At 60.3% G+C, this 24,244-nt stretch carries 19 protein-coding genes; 14 read left to right on the forward strand and 5 right to left on the reverse strand.

What is annotated here, in order from left to right; all coding sequences use genetic code 11:
• Positions 1-7 precede the first annotated feature (7 nt).
• From FNU76_RS15175 to FNU76_RS15185, 3 genes are all read left to right on the forward strand, one after another.
• The gene (locus FNU76_RS15175) at positions 8-718 is read left to right on the forward strand and encodes a hypothetical protein (RefSeq protein WP_144278980.1); all 711 of its coding nucleotides are present in this window, start codon (positions 8-10) and stop codon (positions 716-718) included.
• A 278-nt stretch (positions 719-996) separates the two neighbouring features.
• The gene (locus tag FNU76_RS15180; protein WP_144278981.1) at positions 997-2,403 is read left to right on the forward strand and encodes a hypothetical protein; all 1,407 of its coding nucleotides are present in this window, start codon (positions 997-999) and stop codon (positions 2,401-2,403) included.
• 120 nt (positions 2,404-2,523) lie between these two features.
• Positions 2,524-3,498 carry a D-2-hydroxyacid dehydrogenase family protein gene (locus FNU76_RS15185; RefSeq protein ID WP_144278982.1) on the forward strand — a complete coding sequence of 325 codons (975 nt, stop codon included), beginning with the start codon at positions 2,524-2,526 and terminating at the stop codon, positions 3,496-3,498.
• Positions 3,499-3,558: 60 nt separating this feature from the next.
• Here the strand turns inward: FNU76_RS15185 and FNU76_RS15190 are convergent, their stop codons facing one another.
• From FNU76_RS15190 to FNU76_RS15200, 3 genes are all read right to left on the reverse strand, one after another.
• Positions 3,559-4,083 (reverse strand): single-stranded DNA-binding protein, encoded by a 525-nt coding sequence (locus FNU76_RS15190; protein ID WP_144278983.1) that lies wholly within the window; start codon positions 4,081-4,083, stop codon positions 3,559-3,561.
• A gap of 109 nt (positions 4,084-4,192) precedes the next feature.
• Positions 4,193-5,548 carry an MFS transporter gene (locus tag FNU76_RS15195; protein ID WP_144278984.1) on the reverse strand — a complete coding sequence of 452 codons (1,356 nt, stop codon included), beginning with the start codon at positions 5,546-5,548 and terminating at the stop codon, positions 4,193-4,195.
• A gap of 140 nt (positions 5,549-5,688) precedes the next feature.
• Entirely contained in the window at positions 5,689-6,573 is an 885-nt protein-coding gene (locus FNU76_RS15200) for a hypothetical protein (protein WP_144278985.1), read from the reverse strand.
• A gap of 290 nt (positions 6,574-6,863) precedes the next feature.
• Between FNU76_RS15200 and uvrA the strand changes: the two genes are divergently transcribed.
• The 3 genes from uvrA to FNU76_RS15215 all read left to right on the forward strand — a co-directional run bounded on the left by uvrA (position 6,864) and on the right by FNU76_RS15215 (position 12,026).
• Positions 6,864-9,707 carry an excinuclease ABC subunit UvrA gene (gene uvrA, locus FNU76_RS15205; RefSeq protein WP_144278986.1) on the forward strand — a complete coding sequence of 948 codons (2,844 nt, stop codon included), beginning with the start codon at positions 6,864-6,866 and terminating at the stop codon, positions 9,705-9,707.
• 92 nt (positions 9,708-9,799) lie between these two features.
• Positions 9,800-11,605 (forward strand): aminopeptidase P family protein, encoded by a 1,806-nt coding sequence (locus FNU76_RS15210; protein WP_144278987.1) that lies wholly within the window; start codon positions 9,800-9,802, stop codon positions 11,603-11,605.
• A 40-nt stretch (positions 11,606-11,645) separates the two neighbouring features.
• A complete protein-coding gene (locus tag FNU76_RS15215; RefSeq protein WP_144278988.1) occupies positions 11,646-12,026 on the forward strand; it encodes a hypothetical protein in 381 nt (126 codons plus the stop codon).
• A gap of 69 nt (positions 12,027-12,095) precedes the next feature.
• Here FNU76_RS15215 and FNU76_RS15220 read toward each other — a convergent pair whose 3' ends face one another.
• Positions 12,096-12,668: a TetR/AcrR family transcriptional regulator gene (locus FNU76_RS15220; protein WP_144278989.1), complete on the reverse strand. Its 573-nt coding sequence runs from the start codon at positions 12,666-12,668 to the stop codon at positions 12,096-12,098.
• 120 nt (positions 12,669-12,788) lie between these two features.
• Positions 12,789-13,868 carry an IS630 family transposase gene (locus tag FNU76_RS15225; RefSeq protein WP_144280546.1) on the reverse strand — a complete coding sequence of 360 codons (1,080 nt, stop codon included), beginning with the start codon at positions 13,866-13,868 and terminating at the stop codon, positions 12,789-12,791.
• A gap of 358 nt (positions 13,869-14,226) precedes the next feature.
• Between FNU76_RS15225 and FNU76_RS15230 the strand changes: the two genes are divergently transcribed.
• The 8 genes from FNU76_RS15230 (at position 14,227) to FNU76_RS15265 (ending at position 24,208) form a co-directional block, all read left to right on the forward strand.
• A complete protein-coding gene (locus tag FNU76_RS15230) occupies positions 14,227-16,791 on the forward strand; it encodes an MG2 domain-containing protein (protein WP_144278990.1) in 2,565 nt (854 codons plus the stop codon).
• Between the two features lie 35 nt (positions 16,792-16,826).
• On the forward strand, positions 16,827-19,883 hold the full coding sequence (locus FNU76_RS15235; RefSeq protein ID WP_144278991.1) for an alpha-2-macroglobulin family protein: 3,057 nt from the start codon (positions 16,827-16,829) through the stop codon (positions 19,881-19,883).
• A gap of 248 nt (positions 19,884-20,131) precedes the next feature.
• Positions 20,132-20,440 carry a hypothetical protein gene (locus FNU76_RS15240; RefSeq protein ID WP_144278992.1) on the forward strand — a complete coding sequence of 103 codons (309 nt, stop codon included), beginning with the start codon at positions 20,132-20,134 and terminating at the stop codon, positions 20,438-20,440.
• A gap of 182 nt (positions 20,441-20,622) precedes the next feature.
• On the forward strand, positions 20,623-21,276 hold the full coding sequence (locus FNU76_RS15245) for a Crp/Fnr family transcriptional regulator (protein WP_223879039.1): 654 nt from the start codon (positions 20,623-20,625) through the stop codon (positions 21,274-21,276).
• 137 nt (positions 21,277-21,413) lie between these two features.
• Positions 21,414-21,923 (forward strand): glycine zipper 2TM domain-containing protein, encoded by a 510-nt coding sequence (locus FNU76_RS15250; protein ID WP_144278993.1) that lies wholly within the window; start codon positions 21,414-21,416, stop codon positions 21,921-21,923.
• A 45-nt stretch (positions 21,924-21,968) separates the two neighbouring features.
• Entirely contained in the window at positions 21,969-22,205 is a 237-nt protein-coding gene (locus tag FNU76_RS15255; protein ID WP_144278994.1) for a PepSY domain-containing protein, read from the forward strand.
• Positions 22,206-22,211: 6 nt separating this feature from the next.
• Positions 22,212-22,883: a response regulator transcription factor gene (locus FNU76_RS15260; RefSeq protein WP_144278995.1), complete on the forward strand. Its 672-nt coding sequence runs from the start codon at positions 22,212-22,214 to the stop codon at positions 22,881-22,883.
• The gene (locus tag FNU76_RS15265) at positions 22,880-24,208 is read left to right on the forward strand and encodes an ATP-binding protein (protein WP_144278996.1); all 1,329 of its coding nucleotides are present in this window, start codon (positions 22,880-22,882) and stop codon (positions 24,206-24,208) included. The genes FNU76_RS15260 and FNU76_RS15265 overlap by 4 nt, the downstream gene beginning before the upstream one ends.
• The last annotated feature ends 36 nt before the right edge of the window (positions 24,209-24,244 follow it).

Raw genomic sequence — 24,244 nt, forward strand, 5'->3', positions numbered from 1 at the left:
TACTCATATGAACTATCCATTGCGCGCATTGCTCGGCGCAAGCTTATGTATAACCCTGGCCGCTTGTGGAGGCGGCAGCGGCGACGACGCGGCCGATCGGGAAATGGAGAAAGAAATCGCCAAGCATCCCGAGTGGCGTCAATACACGCCAATGGCCAATATCGACGCCATGATCAAGGACTACAAGAAGCTGAAGGAAGATAAGTCCGAAGCCGTCAAGATACGTCCCAAGCTATTGGCGACTGTGATCGGCGTCAACCCGCTGGATAAGGATCAAGGCCCTGCCTTGGCCAAGGAGTTTGGTCTGATCTACCGCCCCGAACTGTTGGTGGCGGCGGTCTATACCCCTAAGGGCTGGACGATGCTGGCCGTGAAGTCCGGCATGAATTTGAAGGAGGGCGATGTGCTCGAGATCGATCTCCCGGCGGCCAACGACTTCTCCGATCTCGAAAAAATAGATACCGTCACCAAGGAGCTCGACGCCTTGAAGGCCGATGGCAGCGTTGGTATTCGCGCGGTGCATCCCGAGTGCAAAGGCGAGAATGTGTCTTCCGCTGAATACACGCTCACCTGCAATGGCATCGCCGCGCCGTATTTCCATAATGAAAGCGAGTTTCCCAAGGATGGCATGGGTTGGGTCACCGCTGACGGCAAGGCGCCGGAAGTACCCAAAGCGCCGGAGCGACCCGAAAAGCCACGTCCGATTACCCAGGAATAAGCAGGAAATGACTTACGGCCCTGTCGGCCTGCCGCATGGGCGCTTTTGATGGGGTCGTTCAAGCACTACGGCATAAGGCATCGGTGCCGTTGGTAAAGCCGGTGCGGCGGCGATGACAAGGTGCGAATGGAGAATATCAGCTGGATTCCGGCGAGTTGTAATTGATTCTTGACACGCCGGGTGGGATTTTATATTTCGGCGTAGGCTTTGCCCATGCTGGTAAAAAGTATTTTTCGTCACTATCCTGCCTGGCCCTACATGACCAGCGGAAATAGCAAATGCCTGTTGATAATACGACCCCCGAACACCTTAAAGATATTGATAATTATATAAATAAGGTCATTGGCCCGTGGGCTACGCAGGCGCGCCTATCCTCTTTGATTGCGAAGGATTTCGACGAAATGAAGCTCGATGAGAGCATCGATGCGTCCATAAGGAGTTTCTCTTTCGGCAAGGGCGGTACCGATAACGGCGACCGGGAGGTCGGCAGGCCCGAATTTGTTCAGATCGCACCGTCCCGGGCAGGTAATAATCCCGTACCACAGGAAGAGGCAAACAACGTCATTCATAGAGGCATGGTCGAGTACGAAATGCACGACGGTAAACCCGTGGTCACCCTTTACATGTCCATCATGAACGAAAGCACGGACGGTAAGCACAAAGATATCCAGCAGGATCCGGTTACGAAAAAAATCAATATCCAGACTGGTTATGAAAAACCGCAAGCCAATGGCGAGCCTCAAAACGATCAGCAGCCGATTTGGATAAACGCGGGCCAACCCTTGCGCGCCATGAAGTGGATGGAAAAATATAAGGCAGAGAACGCCAAGGACGTAAGAATTACGCCTGGCTCGCCGGTGTTTCAGCCTTTGATACGCACTTTCAAGTTGCCGGCCGAAGACTATAAAACGATATCCGAGAACGCGATCCTCGAATACGACGCTGGTTCCGATAAGACGAAGACGTTCAACGTCGATCGGCATTATGCTTCAGATCAATTCGGCATTCGCGGCCAGGATCTCGAGACCTTGAAGGAAAAAGCGATTCCTGGCTCTCTGGTTACTTATACCGACGACCCAAGGCAATTGGACGAAGCAACCAGAACGCTGCAGAATGCTGGCACGATTGAGCCCGCAGATAAGTTGCGTAGAGCGCTCGGCGTTATCGACAACCCCGAGATGGTTCGCGAAGTATGGGTCAAGGCCGATACCGGTGACTTCAGAAAGCAGAAGGAATTTGAAAGCACGGCTGAAAAGCTGATGAATATTCATGCCGTCTGGTCTGGCAACGATGATCTTCTCGGACCAAGATGGCAGGCAATGCCTGAAAGCGCGAGATTGCCCCGCCTACGCAATGAGTTGGCTGGTCTTGGTAATAAAGCGAACCCGGCGCCCGGCGAAAACAAGCTGGAAATCTGTGACGAGCATTGGCAGCAGATTGTTGCCATACATAAAGTCGGCAAAGAGGCCATCGAACTGCAAAACACACAAAAACTGCAGGAGCCGCCGAATGTGAATGCGGGGGACACACCACAGCAGGCGGCGGTACGCCGCAAGCAAGCGGACGATCAGTTCAATAGATCCGTCAAAGTTCTGAAGGAAGGGCACTCCCCTTCCGCCGCAACGCGGAAAATAACAGGGGAAGGCCAGGCGCAGCAATTGGCGCGCTCGAACAGTCGGGGATGAACGTAGGCATGTGCCGTGTACTGGCGCATCGCTCGCTGGTATAAGCGCGCAGCTAGCCAACTGCGTTATAAGCGGGGTCGGGGATACCCGGCCCCCGACCGTAACTGGAGGTGCCGTGCTGTGCGAATCTTGATTCCCGACGACTATGCCCTGGCGTGCCAGGGGCTGGATTGTTTGCGCAAACTGCAGGATCACCAGCTGACTATCCTGGACGATCTTTCTCGCGACCCATCGGCGGATGCCATGCTGGCGGAGGCCGAATGCTTGCTGTTGATCAGGGAACGCACCCAGGTCGATGCCGAGTTCCTGCGTCGTACCCCACATCTCAAAGTGATCAGCCAGACCGGCAAACTGGCACGCAATATCGATCTTGATGCCTGCGCTGCCGCCGGAGTGGCGGTGGTGGACAGTATCGGCTCCCCCCATGCTCCGGCGGAGCTCGCCTGGTTGCTGATGATGGCGGCACGCCGTCAGTTCGTAAGCAATGTGAACGCACTCTACCAGGGGCAGTGGCAGGGTCCCATGGGTCGCATCATGCGTGGTCAGACCTTGGGCATCCTGGGTTTTGGCAAGATCGGCAAGCTGGTGGCTGGCTACGCTCACGCCTTTGGTATGCGGGTGATGGTTTGGGGTAGCGAGCGTGCCCGCACCGAAGCGCAGGCCTGTGGCTACGAGGCCGCGCCGAGCCGGCAAGCCTTCTTTGCAAGCGCCGATATTCTCAGCCTTCATCTTCGGCTGGTGGAGGGCACCGAGCGTTCAGTTACCGCAACAGACTTGGCCCGGATGAAACCCGATGCCTTGCTGGTCAATATCAGCCGCGCCGAGTTGATCGAACAAGGCGCGCTGGAGGCTGCCCTGCGCGCAGGGCATCCGGGCTTTGCGGCGCTCGATGTTTTTGAAGCCGAACCGATCTATGCGGTGGATCATCCATTACTGCAAATGCCAAATGTGCTTTGCACGCCGCACATGGGGTATGTGGAGCGGGACAGCTACGAGCTTTATTTAAGTAGCGCGATAGACAAGTTGCTGCAGGTGCTGGCGGGGGATGGCAGCCAGGTACTTAACGGTGTTTGTCCGGAAGCGCCTCGGCAATAAAAAATCCCGGCAAACACAAGGCATGCCGGGATTTTTTTCGCGAAATAGCGATAGCTTTGCTTAGAACGGAATATCGTCCTCAAAATCATCAAAGCTTTGCGGTTTCTGCGGCGCAGGGCGGGACTGGCCGCCGGCTGCCGGTGCGTCGCCCTGGTAGCCGCCGCTTGCCGGCGCGCGCGATGGCGCGGATTCGTTGTAGCTCGGCGGGGTCTGGTCGTACTCGGTGCCGCCGCCCGTACCGCCGCCGCTGCGGCCGCCCAGCATCTTCATTTCATCGGCCAGGATTTCGGTGGTGTAGCGGTCCTGGCCGGTGGTCTTGTCTTGCCACTTGCGGGTCTGCAGGCGGCCTTCGATATAGACCTGGCTACCTTTCTTCAGGTACTGGCCGGCGATCTCGGCCAGGCGGCGGTACATGACGATATTGTGCCATTCGGTCTTCTCGTTCTTCTGGCCGCTATTCTTGTCCTTCCACGACTCGGTGGTAGCGATGCTGAAATTGCAGATGGCCGTGCCGTCCGGCATATAGCGCATTTCGGGGTCTCGGCCTAGATTGCCGATCAGCAGGACCTTGTTGAGCGATGCCATATGAAAATCTCCGGTGTTGGTAGGGTGGAAGCGTTTGAGCGCCATCCACCTTGATTGCATGTTCTATGTACGAATCGGTTTGCAGGTAAGGACTACAGGTCGAGCAAGCCTACAGGTCGAGCAAGCGTTTTGCGCCGGCCTCATCCCAGCCTTCGCGCAGCACCTTGAGGTAGGCCACGCCTTCCTCGGCGATCACGACGGCTTCTTTTACACCGTCAAGGCGTGCCAGTTGCCGGGCTAGTTCGGCGGCGTTGCCCAACTGCGCGTCGGCGATATGGTACATCATCGTCCGCACCGGCATGGGCGGCTTGAGGCCCAGGGTCACCAGTAACCAGATGCCGATCAACACGGCGCAGAACACATGGACCGGCAGGGCGCCGCCATGGTGGTAAAGCCAGCCGCCGGCCGCCGATCCCACGGCGAAGCCCAATGCCTGGGTGGTGTTGTATACACCCATCGCAGTGCCCTTGGCGTCGGCCGGGGCAATCTTGGAAATCAGGCTGGGCTGGGTCGCTTCCAGAATATTGAAGGCGATAAAGTAAACGCCCAACCACGCGACGATACGGGGAACGGTGTCGAAGCCGCCGGCCATGCCCAGTTGCGCCAGCAGCATCAGGGCCACTGCCGCCAGGAAGACCTGTTTGAGCTTGTTCCTGGTCTCGGCGACGATCACCGCCGGCACCATCAATACAAAACCGACGGCCATGACCGGCAGATAGATTTTCCAATGCTCGCTCGATGCCAGCCCGGCGGTTTCCACCAGTGCCAGCGGCAGGGTAACGAACAGCGCCATCTGCGCCGCATGCAGGGCGAAGACGCCATAGTTCAGGCGCAGCAATTGCGGATCGCGCAGTACGTCGCCCAGACGCTTGGGATTGGCTTCGGCATCGGAGTGGAAGCGGCTCTGCGAGGGATCGGGAATGATCTTCCATACCCCGGCTATGGCGGCCAGCGCCAAGCCGGCTGTCAGCCAGAATATGCCAGACAAGCCTATCTGCCCGGCCAGCGCGGGGGCGGCCACCAGGGAGACGGCAAAGGTGACGCCTATGCTGCCGCCTACCATGGCCATGGCCTTGGTGCGGTTCTCCTCGCGGGTCAGGTCGGCCAGCAGGGCGGTGATGGCGGCGGAAATCGCGCCGGCGCCGGCAATGGCGCGACCGATCGCGATCCAGACCAGGTCATGGGCCAGGGCTGCCACCACGCTGCCCAGGATCAGCATCAGCAATCCGCCATAGATGACCGGCTTGCGGCCGATACGGTCGGACAGCATGCCCAGCGGTAGCTGCAGCATGGCCTGGGTAAGGCCGTAGATGCCAAGGGCGAAACCGACCAAGGTGTGGTTGTCGCCGCCGGGCAACTGGCGCGCATAGAGGGCGAACACCGGCAAGACCAGGAACATGCCCAGCATGCGCAAGGCATACAGGCCAGCGAGACCGGCGGAAGCGCGAAGTTCGAGCGGGGACATGGACACCGATAGGGATGCGAAAGGCGGGATTCTACCAAATTCGCAGGTGAAACCTGTGGCGGGGTGACCGGCCGCAAGTTTGCTCGCGAAAAAATCGTTGCTTGCTCAGTAGGGCGTAGGGCTCGGCGGGGTTGTCAACTTCAGCTAGTAGGGTGTTTTGCAATGCTATTGTAATACGCCTTTAAATGGGCCAATTCAATTCGCGAGCCGATAGTGATCAGCTTATCGGCGGCAATGCCCCCGGTTTTTCTGAATTGTTCGATTTCTTCAGCTGAAAGGAGGGAGTCTCCGGTGGCCGATGGTTTTTTCAATTCTTCAATTGCGGCAAGCGCATGTTCTGGGTTTGGAGTGCCATCGGAAGTCTTCTCTAAGTACCAGCAGTTGATGGAAGAGCTGGAGTCGAGCATCAGCATATATTCACTGCGCGTGTTATCGCTGGTTTGTGCTCCAGCCCACTTATATAAACGGGTTATGACGCTAGCTTTATTTTCACCGGAAAGTACGGTTAAAGTGCTGCTGGGGTCCGAAAGCCATTTCGGTGGATTGCTTTGCAGATTTTTGGAAACGTGTGGACTAAGTCCTTGGTGGTCTTTAAGTTGCATCAGCTCTATGGGTGGGTATTTTTTGCCCTGCTCGCCATAGAGGCCTAGGGAAATGATTCCATCTTCGCAGGTCAGTTTAAGTTGGCTTTTGTCAGGCAGTAGATTTAATCCCTTGACCGAGTCAAGCATAATACTCGTGTTGGACATGAAACGGTGCAACGCCTCGGGGGTCGATATGCCTTTGAAATCCTTCGTCGCCTGGTGGAGTTTGTGCACGAGGATTTTTATGTTATTTTCTTTAATCTTGAGCTCGCGATGGAATTTCCCGCCTAAGAGATATTTACTAAAGAAGTCTTGTATGCGTACAAGTATGCCCTCGCTGGTTGCCCTGTCTTGGGCTGTGCTTAAATCTTCGGTCTTTAAACTTTCGCCTATAATTTTGAAACGATCCTGGCTCAGTTTGTTGCGATTGATTGTAGTCATTTGATTCCCTTTTTTATGAGTGTTTCGCAAAAATTCATACTCTTGTTATAAATAATGCCAATCAATGATCAACGCTTCTACAAACAGCAGGCAATTTTAGCTTTTGTGCAGATTCGCCAAGTCCGCCGCCAGTAAAGGGTTCACCCCAGACTGGCAATGTTGTCGTCATGAAATGCTCCGGAAGTGGCACTTCCTGGCCCACTGTCCGCCACCCGCCCCCTCACCGTCACGCTCTAGCCGGCCAACTCCGGTAAACTCTCCGGTCGCCCTTTCGCCATCCGAGCCAGGCCATGAGCTACCGTCCCATCGATTCGAACAATCTGATCCGTATTCGTGGTGCGCGCACCCACAATTTGAAGAATGTGAACCTGGATCTGCCGCGGCACCAGCTGGTGGTGATCACCGGCCTGAGCGGTTCGGGCAAGTCTTCGCTGGCCTTCGATACGCTCTATGCCGAGGGGCAGCGGCGCTATGTGGAAAGCCTGTCGGCCTATGCGCGCCAATTTCTGCAGTTGATGGAAAAGCCCGATGTGGACCTGATCGAAGGCCTTAGCCCGGCGATCTCCATCGAGCAGAAGGCCACCAGCCACAATCCGCGCTCGACGGTCGGCACGGTCACCGAGATCCACGACTATCTGCGGCTGCTGTATGCCCGGGTGGGCACGCCGTATTGCCCCGACCACAAACAACCGCTGGAGTCGCAGACGGTCAGCCAGATGGTGGATCACGTACTGGGTCTGCCGGAAGACACGAAATTGATGGTGTTGGCCCCCGTCATCATGGGCAAGAAGGGTGAAAACCTCGATCTGTTCGACGAGCTTCGCGCGCAAGGTTTTGTGCGGGTGCGGGTGGACGGCGAGGTGTACGAGATCGACGCCGTGCCGAAGCTGGACAAGAACAAGAAGCACACCATCGAAGTGGTGGTGGACAGGCTGAAGGTGCGCGAGGACCTGAAGCAGCGCTTGGCCGAATCGTTCGAGACCGCCTTGCGGCACGCGGACGGCCGCGCGATCGCGGTGGAGATGGAAAGCGGTAAGGAATACTGGTTCTCGGCCAAGTTCGCCTGTCCCATCTGCAGCTATTCCTTGCCTGAGCTGGAGCCGCGGCTGTTCTCCTTCAATAACCCGATGGGTGCTTGCCCGAAGTGCGATGGCCTGGGCGCCATCCAGTTCTTCGATCCCAAGCGGGTGGCGGCGTTTCCGCACCTATCGCTGGCGGCAGGCACCATCAAGGGCTGGGACAAGCGCAATCAGTTCTACTTCCAGATGCTGCAAGGCCTGGCGGAACACTATGGTTTCGACGTGGATGCCCCCTGGGATACCCTCAGCGAGGAAGTACAGCATGTTGTGCTGAGCGGTTCGGGCAAGGAAGAAATCCGGTTTATCTACCTGAACGAAAAGGGCAACAAGTTCGAACGGGCCCATCCTTTCGAAGGCATCATCCCCAATCTGGAACGGCGCTATCGCGAAACCGATTCCTTGGCCGTACGCGAAGAGCTGGCCAAATATCTGAACAATCAGCCTTGTCCCGTCTGCTACGGCGCGCGCCTGCGGCTGGAGGCCCGCCACGTGCTGATCGGCGGCAAGAATATCTTCGAGGTCAGCCAACTCTCCCTGCGCAATTCCAGCACCTTCTTCGCCGAGCTGAGCCTGCAAGGCAACAAGGCGCAGATCGCCGAGAAGATCGTCAAGGAAGTGGGCGACAGGCTGGGCTTCCTGGTCAATGTCGGCCTGGACTATCTGTCGCTGGACCGTTCGGCCGATACGCTGAGCGGCGGCGAGGCGCAGCGTATCCGGCTGGCCTCGCAGATCGGCTCGGGGCTGACCGGGGTGATGTATGTGCTGGACGAGCCGTCCATCGGTCTGCACCAGCGCGACAACGACCGGCTATTGCTGACGCTCAAGCGCCTGCGCGATCTGGGTAATAGCGTGATCGTGGTCGAGCACGACGAAGATGCCATCCGCGCGGCCGACTGCCTGGTCGATATGGGTCCGGGCGCCGGCGTGCATGGCGGCTATGTGCTGGGAGTGGGGCGGCCGGAAGAGATCATGGCCAACCCCGATTCCATTACCGGACAATATCTGTCCGGTGTTCGCAAGATCGCCGTGCCGACCCAGCGCCGCCAACCCCAGGCCGATCGCTGGCTGACGCTGAAGGGCGCGCGCGGCAACAATCTCAAGGGTGTGGATCTGGCGCTGCCGCTGGGCATGATGGTCTGCATCACCGGCGTATCGGGTTCGGGCAAATCCACCCTGATCAACGATACCCTCTATACCGCTGCGGCACGGCACATCTACGGCAGCAACGGCGAACCGGCCGCCCACGACGAGATCCATGGCCTGGACCAGTTCGACAAGGTGATCAATGTCGACCAGTCGCCCATCGGCCGCACGCCCCGTTCCAACCCGGCCACCTATACCGGCCTGTTCACGCCTATCCGCGATCTGTACGCCGGCGTGCCCATGTCGCGCGAGCGCGGCTACGGGCCGGGCCGTTTTTCCTTCAACGTCAAGGGCGGACGCTGCGAGGCCTGCCAGGGGGATGGCGTGATCAAGGTGGAGATGCACTTCCTGCCGGATGTCTATGTGCCTTGCGATGTCTGTCACGGCAAGCGCTACAACCGCGAAACGCTGGAAGTGCAATACAAGGGCAAGAACATCACCGAAGTGCTGGAAATGACCGTGGAGCTTGCCCGCGAGTTCTTCGACGCGGTGCCCACTATTGCCCGCAAGCTGCAGACCCTGATGGACGTCGGCCTCAGCTATATTCGGCTGGGCCAGTCGGCGACCACCTTGTCCGGGGGCGAAGCGCAGCGGGTCAAGCTGGCGCTGGAATTGTCCAAGCGCGATACCGGCCGCACGCTCTATATCCTGGATGAACCCACTACCGGGCTGCATTTCCAGGATATCGACCTGCTGCTGACGGTGTTGCAGCGGCTGACCGAGCACGGCAATTCGGTGGTGGTGATCGAGCACAATCTGGACGTGATCAAGACCGCCGACTGGCTGATCGACCTGGGCCCGGAAGGCGGGGCGGGCGGCGGGCAAATTATCGCGACCGGTACGCCGGAAGACGTAGCAGCCAATCCCATCAGTTATACCGGTCACTATCTGAAGAAATTATTGGCGAACTGATCACGTTCGCTTAAGCCGGGTTTATCCCCGTTCTGCCCATCCCTCGGGCGGTGTGCCAGGCCGGCCGCCGCCCCGCAAGCGAAGGAAGCGCCATGAATGCCAATCAGCACAACCCAGTCGTCGCCCGTATCCCCGCCTTGCGGCAAGCCATGCAGGCACATGGCCTGGCGGCCTACATCGTGCCGTCGGCCGATCCGCATTTGTCCGAGTACCTGCCGGCGCGCTGGCAAGGCCGGCGCTGGCTGACCGGTTTCCATGGTTCGGTCGGTACGCTGGTGGTGACCGCCGACTTTGCCGGCCTGTGGGTGGATAGCCGCTATTGGACCCAGGCGGAGGCCGAACTGAGCGGTTCCGGCATCGCCATGATGAAGATTCCGGTAGCCAGCAGCGCCCAGCATCTGGACTGGCTGGCCGCCAATGTGGCGACCGGCGCCAGCGTTGGCGTTGACGGTGCCGTATTGGGCTTGCTGGCAGCGCGTGCCCTGCAGGCTGCCTTGGACGGCAAGGGCATCGCCCTGCGTACCGAACTGGATCTGTTGGAAACAGCGTGGCCCGAGCGGGCCGGCCTGCCGAGCGCCGCCATTTACCAGCACGAAGCGCCGTACGCGACCATGACACGCGCCGCCAAGCTGGCCCTGGTTCGCGCCGAAATGGCCAAGCTGGGTGCCGACCAGCACTTTATCTCTACCCTGGACGACCTGGCCTGGCTGTTCAATCTGCGCGGCGCCGATGTGAACTACAACCCGGTGTTCGTCGGCCATGCCTTGCTGGGCTTGTCGGAAGCGACCCTGTTTGTCGCCGCCGGCAAGATCGATGCGGCGCTGGCGGCCCTGCTTGCCGCCGACGGCGTCAGGATCGCCGCTTACCAGGACGCGGGCGCCGCGCTGGCTGCCCTGCCGGCCACGGCCCGGCTATTGATCGATCCGCGCCGTATCACCTTGGGCCTGCGCCAGGCCGTGCCCGCCGAGGTCGAGGTGATCGAGGCCATCAATCCGTCTACCTTCGCCAAATCGCGCAAGCATGAGGCGGAGGCGGGTTTTGTCCGGCAGGCCATGGAGCAGGACGGCGCCGCGCTGTGCGAATTCTTCAGCTGGCTGGAAGGCGCGCTGGGGCGCGAGCGGGTGACCGAACTGGATATCGATAAACAGATCACCGCCGCCCGCGCTCGGCGCTCCGGCTTTGTCTGCCCCAGCTTCGCCACCATCGCCGGATTCAATGGCAACGGCGCGATGCCGCATTACCGGGCTACCGAGGCCAACCATGCCGTGATCGAAGGCGACGGCTTGCTGCTGATCGACTCCGGCGGACAGTACTTGGGCGGCACCACCGATATCACCCGGGTAGTCGGCGTGGGACAGGTCAGTGCCGCGCAGAAGCGCGACTGCAGCCTGGTCCTGAAAGGCATGATAGGACTGGCGACCGCCCGTTTTCCTCGCGGTACCAAGAGCCCGACGCTGGACGCGCTGGCCCGTGCGCCGATCTGGGCCGAACTGATCGACTATGGTCATGGCACCGGCCATGGCGTGGGGTATTTCCTGAATGTGCACGAAGGCCCGCAGGTGATTTCGCCGCACGCCGCGCCGGAAGCCCACACGGCCATGGAACCCGGCATGATCACTTCCGATGAGCCCGGCATCTATCGGCCAGGCCAATGGGGTGTGCGGATCGAGAACCTGCTGCTGAACGTGTCGGCCGGCAGCGGCGAGTTCGGCGAGTTCCTGGCCTTCGAAACCCTCACCCTCTGTCCCATCGACACCCGCTGCCTGGACCATGCGCTGCTGCGGGCCGATGAAATCGCCTGGCTGAACAGCTACCACGCGATGGTGCGCGAACGTCTGCAGCCGCATGTGAGCGGCGCGGCGCGCGATTGGCTGCTGCAGCGCACCGAAGCCATCTGATCAATCCGTCCGAACCTCAACCAAGTAGGAAATCGCATCCATGCCCACGTCGTTTGCTTCCTTCCGCTGGGGCCGTTGGCTATCAGCCGTGCTGCTGCTTATCGCCTTGCTTGGCGCGGCCTATGTCTGGGCGGTGCTGAACTGGAACTATGCGGAGGGCGAGCGGGCCGGCTTCGTACAGAAGCTGTCGCGCAAGGGCTGGATCTGCAAGACCTGGGAAGGCGAGCTGGCCATTATCAATATGCCCGGGACGCTGACCGAGAAATTCACCTTCACCGTCCACGACGAGAAGCTGGTGACGGCCATCAACAACAGCCTGGGACGTAAGGTGACGCTCTACTACGAGCAGCATGTGGGGGTGCCGACCAGCTGTTTTGGCGACACCATGTATTACATTACGCGGGTACGGACGGTGGATTAGGAACGCGCTGAACGAACATGGAGGCCTCCGCCTCCATGTTTGGACGTCCCTGGCGTTACGCAGCCGAGACTATTTCTTCAGCACCAGCTCCAGCATCCGGTCGGCGAGATCCGACGGGCTATTGCTGCCATCGCTCTTGTACCATTGGATGGTCCAATGCAGGCCGCCCAGCAGGAGCTTGCGCAGCAGGCGGGTATCCTGGTGCACCAGGCCGGCCTTGGCGGCTTCGTCCAGCACCAGTTGCCAATCGCGCTCGTAGGCATCGCGCAGCTTGATCAACTCGGCGCGGGCTTTTTCCGACAGGCTGGGCCATTCGTACAGCAGCACCGACAAGGCGCCCTTGTCGTCGCCCAGCAGGGTGTCCAGATGGACACGGCACAAGGTGCGCAGGCGATCCAGCGGCGTCTTGGCATTAGCCAATGCTTCTTCGGCGCGGTCGGTCAGATCGCCGATGCCGGCGGCCATCACGGCGACCAGCATCTCTTCCTTGGTGCGGAAGTGATAGAACAGGCTGCCCGATTGCATACCCACGGCCTGGGCCAGGTCGCGCACCGTCGTCCGCTCATAGCCTTGTTCCTTGAACAGGCGGCTGGCGGCGGCGATCAGTTCGGCCCGGCGTGTCTTCTCTTCTGGTGTGGTCATGATGCTTTTCTGGTTGGGGCCATCTATACGAAGCTTTGTTGCATCAGGTGGCGAACAAAATCCAAAGACTGGATGGCGCATTTTATACGCAATCGCTAGTGTGGTGTACCTGAAATAGCATTAATTAATAACTTTGCCTGCACGAGCAATGGCCTCAAGGATTGAATCTGCGCTTTTGCGCCATACAAAGGGCTTCGGGTTGGTGTTGTGGATGTCCAAGTAGTGGCGGATTGACTGCTCTAGATCGGCGACGCTGCTGTGGGCACTACGCTTGATCCACTTCTCACTGATTTGTGAGAAAAAACGCTCCACAAGGTTGAGCCAGGAGGCCGAAGTTGGCGTGAAGTGCAGATGGTAGCGTGGCCTGCTGGCGAACCAGGCACGCACCTTCTCCGTCTTGTGCGTCCCGTAATTGTCCATGATCAGGTGGATATCCAGGTCTGCCGGTACGCTTGCGTCGATGGTATTGAGGAACTGCAGAAATTCGACGCTCCGGTGGCGACGTTTGAGTTGGCCAATGACCTTGCCAGTGGCCACATCCAGAGCTGCGAACAGCGAAGTCGTCCCGTGCCGCTTGTAATCGTGTGTCCGGGTTTCTGCTTTGCCGAACGTAAGCGGAAGTGAAGGCTGCGTTCTATCCAGTGCCTGAATCTGGCTCTTCTCATCCACGCAGAGCACCAAGGCACGATCCGGCGGGGCGAGGTACAAGCCCACCACATCGCGGACCTTATCGACAAAATTCGGATCGGTGGAAAACTTGAACGTCTCCAGCCGATGGGGCTTGAGCCCGAACGCGTGCCAAATGCGCTGCACTGTGGACGCCGACACGCCTGTTGCCTTGCTCATCGTGCGCACGCTCCAGTGCGTCGCGTCAGTAGGCTTACTGTTCCGGACACGATCAATCACCGCCTGAACGTGTTCGTCTAGCACCGTGCGAGGCCGCCCCGACCTCGGTGCATCGGTCAGCCCTGCCAGACCATACGACTCGTACCGACGACGCCACCTTGAGACGGTCTGCGCAGTGGTATCCAGCCGCTTCGCGATCTCTTTGCCTCCTTCGCCGTCAGCACAACTGAGCACAATCTGAATTCGTAGCTTCTCATCGGCCGGCGCCTTGCGCAGCGCCAAACGTGCATTCAGCTCTCTGCGCTGCTCTTCGGATAGTTCCAGCTTCTTGATCGGGCGGCCCGTTCTGGTCATCGTCATAGTCTCCATGAGCTATTGAACTACGACAATTATACCAAATATTTAATTAATTCTACTTTTGAGACACCACACTAGGTCAAGCGCACGCTTGTCAGCCCACCATGGACCGTAAGTGGCGGAGAGAGGGACCCTGGCCGGTCCGAATTACCCGCCAAATGCCCGCCGCCGCGGATTTCCAGCCAGGCGCCAAATAAGTGATAGCGCCGGGCCGATACGGCAAGTCATTGATATGGAAGGATGGTAGTAGCTATCCCGGTGCAATTGGTGAAAGAGCATAAAGTGATGTGATTGCATTTTTTCTGCGCCTCCCCAAGCATGTTAATAAAGCCACATAGGCGATCAGGAGTATTCCATGCGTATTGCCTTTCTTTTGACCCTGTTTTGTACGAGCGCATTCGCCGCCGGGGTGGATTCCTTTACCCCCCAAGGCGCGGTACGCGATGTACGGCAAGCCAAGGCGCTGTTCTCCGAGGCGATGGTTCGCTTTGGCGATCCGCGCCTGGCAGATCCTTTCGAAATCCGCTGCGGCGAAGAAAAAGGGACCGGTCGCTGGATCGATGACAAGACCTGGGTCTATGACTTCGTCCGCGACGTACCGTCCGCTGCTTCCTGCCAATTCGATCTCAAGGCAGGATTGAAAACGCTCAAGGGCACACCTTTGCCCGCCGCCGCCTTCGCTTTCAATACCGGCGGCCCCGAGCCGGGTGGCCCCAATCAGATGCTCTGGCCTTCCAGCGGCGAAACGATCGATGCGAGCCAGGTATTCATCGTGCCGTTCGGTGCGCCGCCCACCCTGCAGAGCCTGCTGGCCAAGACCCGCTGTGAAGTGGAAGGTATCCGTGAACGCATGCCGGTGACCGTGCTGACGCCGGCCGAGCGCACCAAACTATTCCTTGGTTTCTTCGGTAAGGACACCAGGAGTTGGCCGGTCAATGCCGAGGCGCTGCGTTGCCAGCGGCCCTTGCCGGCCGATACCAAGGTCGAACTGGTTTTCGATGCGGGCCTGGCCGCCGCCAATGGCTTGAGCCTGCGCGAACCGATGCGCTTCGAATACCGTGTCCGTCCCAAGTTCACCGCCTGGGTCGGCTGTGAACGCACGCGCGACAAAGCGGCCTGCATTCCGATTTCACCTATTACCCTGAATTTCAGTACCGCGGTGAGTCTGGCGCAAGCCAAGGCGGCGGTTTTGAGCAGCGCGGACGGCAAACAGCGTTGGTCGCCCGAACCCTTCTCCGAACAGGATATCGAGACGATCGAGGACGAGGCCGGCAAGCGCATCCAGCAGGTCAGCTCGATGCGCTTCAAACCCTTGTTTCCCGAGAGCACCACCCTGCGTATGGCCCTGCCGGCCAATCTACGCGACGAATATGGCCGGGTACTGAGCAATGCCGCGCAGTTTCCGCAAACGGTCAAGATCGATAGTTTTCCCGCGCTGGCCAAGTTCGCCGCCGATTTCGGCGTTGTCGAGCGCAGCGTTGGCGTATTGCCGGTGACGGTGCGCAATGTGGGCGAGGCCGCCAAGGCTGCCGCGACGCCCCCTCCTCCAAGCGGGGTAATGGACAAGCTGGCCGATATGGCCAAGCGTGCCACCGGCAGCGAGGAAAAACCGGCGCCCGCCGGCCTGGGCTTGCCCTACCGCCAGCTGAATGTGAATAAGGAAGCCGATATCCTGCGCTGGTATCTGCGCCTCAGGCAGGGTGCCCAGGCACAGGAGAACAAGGATTATCGCTCCGCTTCCCTGTTGGCCAAGGAAGCGGGCGCCCAGCAATTCCGCCTGCCTGCACCCAACGATAACCAGGCCGCCGAAGTGATCGGCCTGCCCTTGCCGCAAAGCGGCTTGACCATCGTGGAAGTGGAAAGCGCCAGGCTTGGTCAGCGCCTGCTGCAGCCGGTGGCGCCCATGCAGATCGCTGCCGGCGCCCTGGTCACCAATCTCTCGGTGCATTTGCGGCGGGGCCACGACGATGCCCTGGTCTGGGTTACCTCGCTGGACAAAGGCTGGCTGGTGAACGCCGCCAGCATCAGCCTGCTCGACTGCAAGGGACGCCTGTTGGCCAGCGGCAAGACCGACAAGCAGGGCATCTGGCAGTATGGCAAGGCCTTGCCCGCCCAGCGCTATGACTGTCCGTTGTTTGCCTTTGCCCGCCAGGGACAGGATGTGGGCTTTGTGGCATCGGACTGGGATCAGGGTATCGAGTCTTGGCGTTTCGGCGTCGATACCGAGCGGGAACGGAGCCAGCGCAGCAGCCTGCATGCGGTCTTCGACCGTGGCTTGTATCGTGCCAACGAAACGGTTTCGATCAAATTGCTGGCGCGGGAAAGGACCGCGGGCGGTTTCGGCTGGCTGGCCGACGCGCAATTGCCCAACCAGGTGAAGCTGGTCCATATGGGCTCGGACGAAAGCGTGGTACTGCCGGTCAAGTGGCGTAGCGGTGCGGCGGAGTTGAGTTGGAAGGTGCCGGCCGAGGCCAAGCTGGGCAGCTACTCGGTGCAGGCGGAACGCAAGCAGGGCAAGACCATCAGCAATCTGGGCGAAGCCGGCAGTTTCAATGTGGCGGAGTTCCGGGTACCGCTGATGCGCGGCGTGCTCAAGCTGCCGGTCAATCCGGTGGCGGTGGACAAGCTCGATGCGCACGCGCAGGTGCAGTATCTGGCTGGCGGTCCGGCCGCCGGCGAGAAGATCAAGCTGCGCGGCGTGGTACGCCCCATGGGTGGACGGAACCTGGACGATTTCGAAGGGTTCGATTTTTCCAATGGCGACGTGTCGCCGGCGGTTACGCGTGGCGCGGAGGATGGCGAATACCAAGGTGGGGCGGGAGACACATCGCTGGAAAACGTCGAGGCCACCTTGGACAAAGCGGGTGGCGCGACCCTGTCGCTGGCGGGTTTGCCGACGCTGAGGGGCCGGCTTGGCTAAGCGCCGAACTGGAGTATCGCGATCCGAACGGCGAAGTGCAGACCAGCTCCAACGCCACCATAGTCTGGCCGGCCGCCGTGCAGGCCGGTATCAAGCTGGCCGATCCACAAGCGAGCGGCATTCCCATGGAATTGGCGGTGGCCAGTCTGGCCGGTAAACCGCTGGCCGGTCGCAGCGTCAAAGCGGAGGCTTGGACCCGCGTGGTCGATAGCCACCGAAAGCGTCTGGTCGGGGGCTTTTACGCTTATGAGGATAGCGAGCGCTACCAGGCGCTGGGCGAGATCTGCAATGGCAAGACCGATGCCAAGGGACGGCTTGCTTGCTTGATGCCGGCGCGCCACCGGGGTTCGGTCGTGCTGCGGGTTTCCAGCCGCGACGATGCCGGCCGGACGTCCTACAGCAATGCCGAAGTCTTTATGCCGGGCGACGGGACCGATTGGGAACGGGTCAGCGACAGTGACCGCATCGATCTGATCGCGGACAAGAAGAGCTACGAACCTGGCCAGACCGCCACGCTGCGGGTGAAGATGCCGTTCCGTGAAGGCAGCGCCTTGATCGCGGTCGAGCGGGAGCGGGTGCTGGAATGGCGAACCCAGGTGCTCACCGCCGCCAATCCCGTTATCAAGATTCCCTTGAAGGCCAATTACGGTCCCAATGTCTTTGTGTCGGTGATGGTGGTGCGTGGCCGCTTGGCCGATCCCGCGGCCACCGCGCTGGTCGATCTGGCCAAGCCGGCCTACAAGCTGGGCATCGTGAACCTGCGGGTGGGCGGGAAGGGCTACGCGCTGGATGTGAAGGTGAACACCGACAAGTCCCTCTACCAGACCCGTGACAAGGCCACGGTCAAGATCGCCGTCAAGTCGGCCGATGGCAAGCCCCTGGCCAAGGGCGCCGAAGTTGCGGTGGCGGCGGTGGACGAAGGATTGCTGGCCCTGCGCGCCAATGACTCCTGGAAATTGTTGGAGGGCATGCTGGGTGAGCGGCCCTATGGTTTCTTTACCGCCACTGCGCAAGGCCAGGTGGTAGGCAAGCGCCATTTCGGCCGCAAAGCCGTGCCGGTAGGCGGTGGCGGTGGCCGCGGCGGCACCCGCGAGCTGTTCGATACCTTGCTGCTGTGGAAGGGCCGGGTAGCCTTGGATGAGAAGGGTGAAGCCACGGTCGAAGTGCCGCTGAACGACTCCCTGACCAGCTTCAAGATCGTGGCGGTCGCCACCGCCGGTCCGGATCGCTTTGGCACCGGCGAAGCCAGTATTCGCGCCAGCAAGGACGTGATGCTGTTCTCGGGACTGTCGCGCGCCGTGCGGCAGGGCGATCGTTTCGAAGCCGGCTTTACCGTGCGCAATACCACCCAGCAGACAGTGAAGCTGAATGTCAGCGCCCGAGTGGAAGGACAGGCTGCGCTAAATCCGCAGGTGGTGGAACTGGCCGGCGGCGCCGCCAAGGAAGTGGTCTGGCCGGTGACGGTACCGGCCGACGCCACCCAGCTGAGCTGGACCGCCGAAGTTGCCGGCGACGGCAGGGTGTACGACAAGCTGGCGCAAAAGCAGGCGGTTTTGGAAGCCGTACCGGTGCGGGTGTTGCAAGCCACGCTGACGCAGGTGCCACCCGATTACAGCCTGCCGCTGGCCCGTCCGGCGGATGCGCTGAGCGGTCGTGGCGGCATCAGCATCAATTTGTCGCCTAGCCTGGTCGCGGCCCTCGATGGGGTGGAGGATTACTTCCGGGCCTATCCCTATACCTGCCTGGAGCAACAGACTTCGCGCGCCATCGGCCTGGATGATCAACGCGCCTGGACAGCGGTGCTGGCCAAGCTGGACAGCTACCTGGATCAGGATGGTCTGGCCAAGTACTTCCCTTATCCGGGCCAGGGCAGTCCGGTCTTGACCGCGCATTTGCTCAGCCTGGCGGCCGATAGCGGCTGGCCTTTGCCGGACAAGGGGCGCGAGCGGATGAAAGCGGGATTGACCGCCTATGTCGAAGGTAGGGTGCAGAGAGGCGTTGCGGGTAGCAATAGCAGCGCACGCGCGATTGTTCAGCTCGATGCGATCGCCGCCTTGGCACGCCACGATGCTGCCCGACCCGCCATGCTGGATGCGCTGGTGCTGGAGCCGAATCGTTGGCCCACCAGTACCGTACTCGACTGGCTGGTAGTGCTGAATAAGCTGACCGATCTGCCCAAGCGCGCCGAGCGCCTGAAGGAAGCACGCCAGATTCTTGTCGCCCGCCTGGATCTGTCCGGGACCACCCTGAATTTCTCGGGTAAACCGAGCGACGAATATTGGCGGACCATGGATTCGGCCGACGCCGATGCCGCCCGCATCCTGCTCGATACGCTGGCGGACAACACGCGCAAGGCCGACCTGGGCCGACTGGCTCGCGGCGTCGTGTCCCGGCAGTCGCGCGGGCACTGGGATACCACGGTGGCCAATGCCTGGGGCGCGCTGGCCTTGCGCAAGTTTGCCGCGCAGGCCGAAGCAGGACAGCCGACCGGCAGCACCTTTGCCAAGGCGGCTGGCGAACAGAGCCTCGATTGGGCCAAATCACCGAAGGGCGGCAGCCTGATGCTGGCCTGGCCGGATCAAGCTGCTACGCTGAATTTGCGTCACCAGGGGAATGGCAAGCCTTGGGCGATCATCGAGGCGAAAGCGGCGCTGCCCTTGAAAGCGCCGCTCGCGTCCGGTTATCGCCTGGAAAAGCAATGGATGCCGATCGAGGCAAAGGGCAAAGCCTTCGGGCGGGGGGATGTCTGGCGGGTAAGGCTGACAATCGATGCGCAGGCCGATATGAGCTGGGTAGCGGTCAATGACCCGATTCCAGCCGGCGCCCAGTTGTTGGGACGAGGCTTGGCAAGCGATTCGAACTTGCTTGCGCGCGGGGAAGGCAAGGAGGGTTATTGGCCGTCTTTCGAGGAGCGTGGCGATACGGCCTATCGTGCCTATTACGAGTGGCTGCCTAAAGGCAGGCATGTGCTTGAGTACACCGTGCGGCTCAATACCCGTGGCGATTTCGCCTTGCCGCCAAGCCGTGTGGAGGCCTTGTATGCGCCGGAACGTTTTGGCGAAATACCCAATGTAAACGTCAAGGTGCAGTAGGCGTTTCAACGGCATCCATACCGCCATGGGGGCATTTGATCGTCGGAAGCTAGCCTTATATGCAAGGCGCCATCGGTTTCCGATGGCGCCAAGTGTATCCAGCTTGCATAGGGACCTGTGAGTATTGCCAAATTCTGGCTTACAATTCGTGAACAACTTGAACAAAGTGCCGGAACACGATGACAACAAGGATATTTTTGTCTGCCATGCTGCTGCTAGGCCTTTCCGGTTGTGATCGACTGTCCGAATTGGCCAACCAGGCCAAGCTCAACGGTCGCGCGATCGGCGCGGCTTGCCGGCATTCCGGCCGGGCACTCGAAGATTGTTTTCAACGTAATGCAAGGGTTTCAAAAGCCGATGTCTACGCCGGCTGGAAGGAAATGAATGAGTACATGACCAAGAACAAGCTTGATGTGGTCTCTCCACCCGCCGATATGCCTAACAAAAAAGGTCCTGCGGCAAGTGTGGAGATTGGGGGGGGAGAAACACCGGCCGAAGCGCAGCCCGCTACGCCGGTTCAGACCGATAAGCCGGCGGGCACGCCGGCGGATGGCTGAAAAAGCGCATACCTAAGGAGGCGCGGAACAATTAACGATGCTCGGCCAAGCGGCAAGGAAGGCAACATGATGGAAATATCGATTCGGGTCGATAGCACTGCCCTTACCCTCGTATCGAGGCAACCTTGCCGTCGCGCGCTTGACGTTTTGTTCGCAAGCTTCCCCAACCCAATTGGTGCTGCATGATCGCTACGCTAAAGCAAATCCCGCTGTTCTACGGTCTTTCCGATGACGAATTGGCCCATATCGAGGCATCGGCGGTCGCGAAGACCTATCCGAAGGGCACCATCATCATCAACGAAGGGGACGCCGGCAGTTCGATGTTCCTATTGATGCAGGGACGCCTGAAGGTTTTCGTCAGCGACTCGAACGGCAAGGAATACGTGTTGGCGGTTCTTGGACCGGGCGAATACGTGGGGGAATTGTCCCTATTGGACGACGAACCGCGTACCGCTTCGGTTGAAACCGAAGAACAAAGTACCTTTCTGGTGATCCAGAAGGAAGATTTCCTCGCCCTGCTGCACAACCATCCGGGCATCCAGTTCAAGGTGCTGGTCAGTCTGGTAAGGCGTACCCGCCAATTGACCGAGGCGGTCAAGAACCTGGCGCTGAAGGATGTCTATAGCCGCGTACGCCTGTTGTTCGAAGACTTGGCGATCGAAAAGGAAGGCCAGTACTTCATCGAAGAGCCCATGACCCAGCAGGCCATCGCCGACCGGGTAGGGTCCTCGCGCGAGATGGTCGCGCGGATCATGAAGGAACTGGTATTCGGCGGCTACGTGCGGATCGAGAATCGCCGCTTGATCATCCTGCAGAAGATGCCGGAGGCATTCTGAAGCCAGGCGGCGAGACAGCGAAAAGCCGGCCATCCAGGCCGGTTTTTCATGTGCCGCACCCGCGCGCCGTTATTCAGCTTTTGTTCACTGCTAGCTGGGCAAACTGCTTCCCATACCTCATCAACAGGGAGCCCTTCATGAAACGCCTCGCCATTCTCAGCCTGATCGCCACCAGTTTTGTCGCAGCCCAGGCTGAAAGTTTCAACGATACCGCGCGCGTTCGCAGCGTCGAGCCGCAATACGAACGTATCAGCTCGCCGCGTAAGGAATGCAGCAGCGAGATCGTGACCGAAACGCGCCGCTCCGGCGGCGAGCGCGAATACGGCGGCGCGGTGGTGGGTGGTATTGCCGGCGCCATCGTCGGTAATCAGGTCGGCAAGGGCCATGGCCGCGAAGCGGCGACCGCCTTGGGCGCCGTGGTAGGTGCGCTGGCCGGCGATCATATCGACAACCGCGACAATCGCGTGCAATACGAAGAAGTGCCCCGTGAAATTCAGCGTTGCCGCACGGTCGAGGATTGGCAGACCCGAGTCACCGGTTATCGCGTCAATTACGACTATCGCGGTCAGCAATACACCACATTCATGCGCAATAATCCCGGCAAGACCATGTCGGTGCGCGTTTCGGTGGAACCGTTGGAGCAGTAAGCCGAATCGCTTGCGCCACGACCACCGCTATCATCTGGATCAGTCATGAAAAAATTACTCATCCTGCTGGGGAGCGTGCTGCTCAGCATTTCCGCCCCGGCCTGGGCTGATGTTGGCCGCGACGATGCGGCGGCCATCGCGCAGCGTGTCAGCGGCGGCCGGGTACTATCGGTGGAGCGTGCCGAGCGCGATGGCCATGCGGTCTGGCGCGTCAAGGTAGTGACCGGCCAAGGCGAAGTAAAAGTCATCTTTATCGATGCGGCCAGCGGCCGCACCCTGTGAGCCCCCATGCGATTGTTGTTGATTGAAGATGAAGCCGCACTGCGGCAAAGCCTTAAAAAGCAGCTGGAGGCGGACGGCTACCGGGTGGATGAAGCCGCCGACGGCGAGGATGGGTTGTTCCAGGCCACGGAGTATCCGGTCGATCTGGCGATCGTCGATCTGGGCTTGCCCAAATTGAGCGGATTGGCCGTGGTGGAAAAACTCCGTGCCGCTGGCCGTACCTTGCCCATCCTGATCCTGACCGCTCGCGGCAGCTGGCAGGACAAGGTGCAGGGCTTGGAAGCCGGGGCAGATGATTATCTGGTCAAACCGTTCGAGTACGCCGAATTGGCTGCCCGCATCAAGGCTTTGTTGCGGCGAGCGCTGAAGGCCACGTCCGATGTCCTGACGATTGGGCCCTTGGCGCTGGATTTCTCCGCGCAGCAAGCTCGGCTGAACGATGCGCCGGTCGAACTCACCACCTTCGAATACCGCATGCTGGAGTACCTGGTGCGTGAGCGCGCCAGGGTGGTCAGCAAGCAGGAATTGTCCGACTACCTCTATCCCCACGATGAAGACCGCGACAGCAATGTGTTGGAAGTCCTGATCGGCCGCTTGCGCCGCAAGCTCGACCCGGCCGGTACGCTTAATCCGATCGAAACACTGCGGGGCCGCGGTTACCGCTTCGTGCTCGAATGAAACTTACCGGCTCCATCCGTGCCCGTTTGATACTCGGCGCCGCGGTGGTGTTGCTGGCCTTCCTGGCCGGCGCCGGTTTGGCGGTGCAGCAAGCCCATGCCGATAGTGTGCGCACCGCCCGTTTCGATCGACTGCAATCCACCGTCTACCTATTGTTGGCGGCAGCCGAACTGGACGCCAGCGGCGGCCTCACCATGCCGCTGTCGCTGGCCGAGCCGCGCCTGTCGCTGCCGGCTTCCGGCCTCTATGCCAATATCACCAATCCCAGCCAGCGCGAGGAATGGCAATCGCCCTCCACGCTCAGCATGCAAGTGCCGTTTCCGCGCAAGCTGGCTGCCGGCGAGTGGCGTTTCGACGAACTGGAGCGCGATGGCCGTGGCTATCTGGCGGCGGCGTTCGGGGTGAAGTGGGGCGAAGGGCGTACCCAACCGCTGACCTTTTCGGTCGTGGAAGATAAAGCAGCCTACTCGCTCGAACTGTCGCACTTCCACCGTACCTTGTGGAGCTGGCTGGGTGGAGCCGGGGTCGTGCTGCTGCTGACCCAGACCGTGCTGCTGGGCTGGGGCCTGGCGCCATTGCGGCGGGTGGCGCGCGAGATCCGCCGGATCGAAACCGGCCGGCAAGCCAGGGTGGAAGAGCAATACCCGGCGGAAATCGCCGGCCTGACCGATAACCTCAACGCTTTGATCGAGCAGGAACGGGCCCGCCAGACGCGCTACAAGGATGCGCTGGGGGATCTGGCGCATAGCCTGAAAACACCGTTGGCGGTATTGCGCGGCGCACTGGCCGATCCGGCCAGCCTGGCCGAGACGGTGGAGCAGCAGGTCGCCCGCATGGACGGTATCGTGCAGCATCAATTAGGCCGCGCCGCCGCCAGTGGCGCGGCCCGCTTTGCACCGCCGCTGCAATTGCAGCCGGTGCTGCGCCGTATCCTGGAATCGCTTGGCAAGGTCTACGCCGACAAGGGCATGGACTTCCAATTGGATTGCCCGGACAAATTGCTGTGGCGTATGGACGAGGGCGACGCATTCGAGGTATTCGGCAATCTGCTGGACAATGCCGCCAAATGGGCCAAGGGACGCGTGCGGGTGCAGGCGCAAACGCAGGGCAAGTCCCTGCTGGTGACGATCGAGGATGACGGGCCAGGATTCAGCGATCCCGACGCCGCGCTGCAGCGCGGTGTGCGGCTCGACGAACGGGTTCCCGGCCATGGCATCGGCTTGACCGTGGTGGCCGATATCGTCGGCGCCCATGGCGGCCAGCTCGAACTGTCGCGCGGCGAGTGGGGCGGTGGCTTGGTCCGGGTGGTGTTGAAGCTGGCTTGACGGCAAAATACCGTCATTGCGCCGGCATTTTGCGAA

The organism is Chitinimonas arctica (genome assembly GCF_007431345.1).
Classification (GTDB): domain Bacteria; phylum Pseudomonadota; class Gammaproteobacteria; order Burkholderiales; family Chitinimonadaceae; genus Chitinimonas; species Chitinimonas arctica.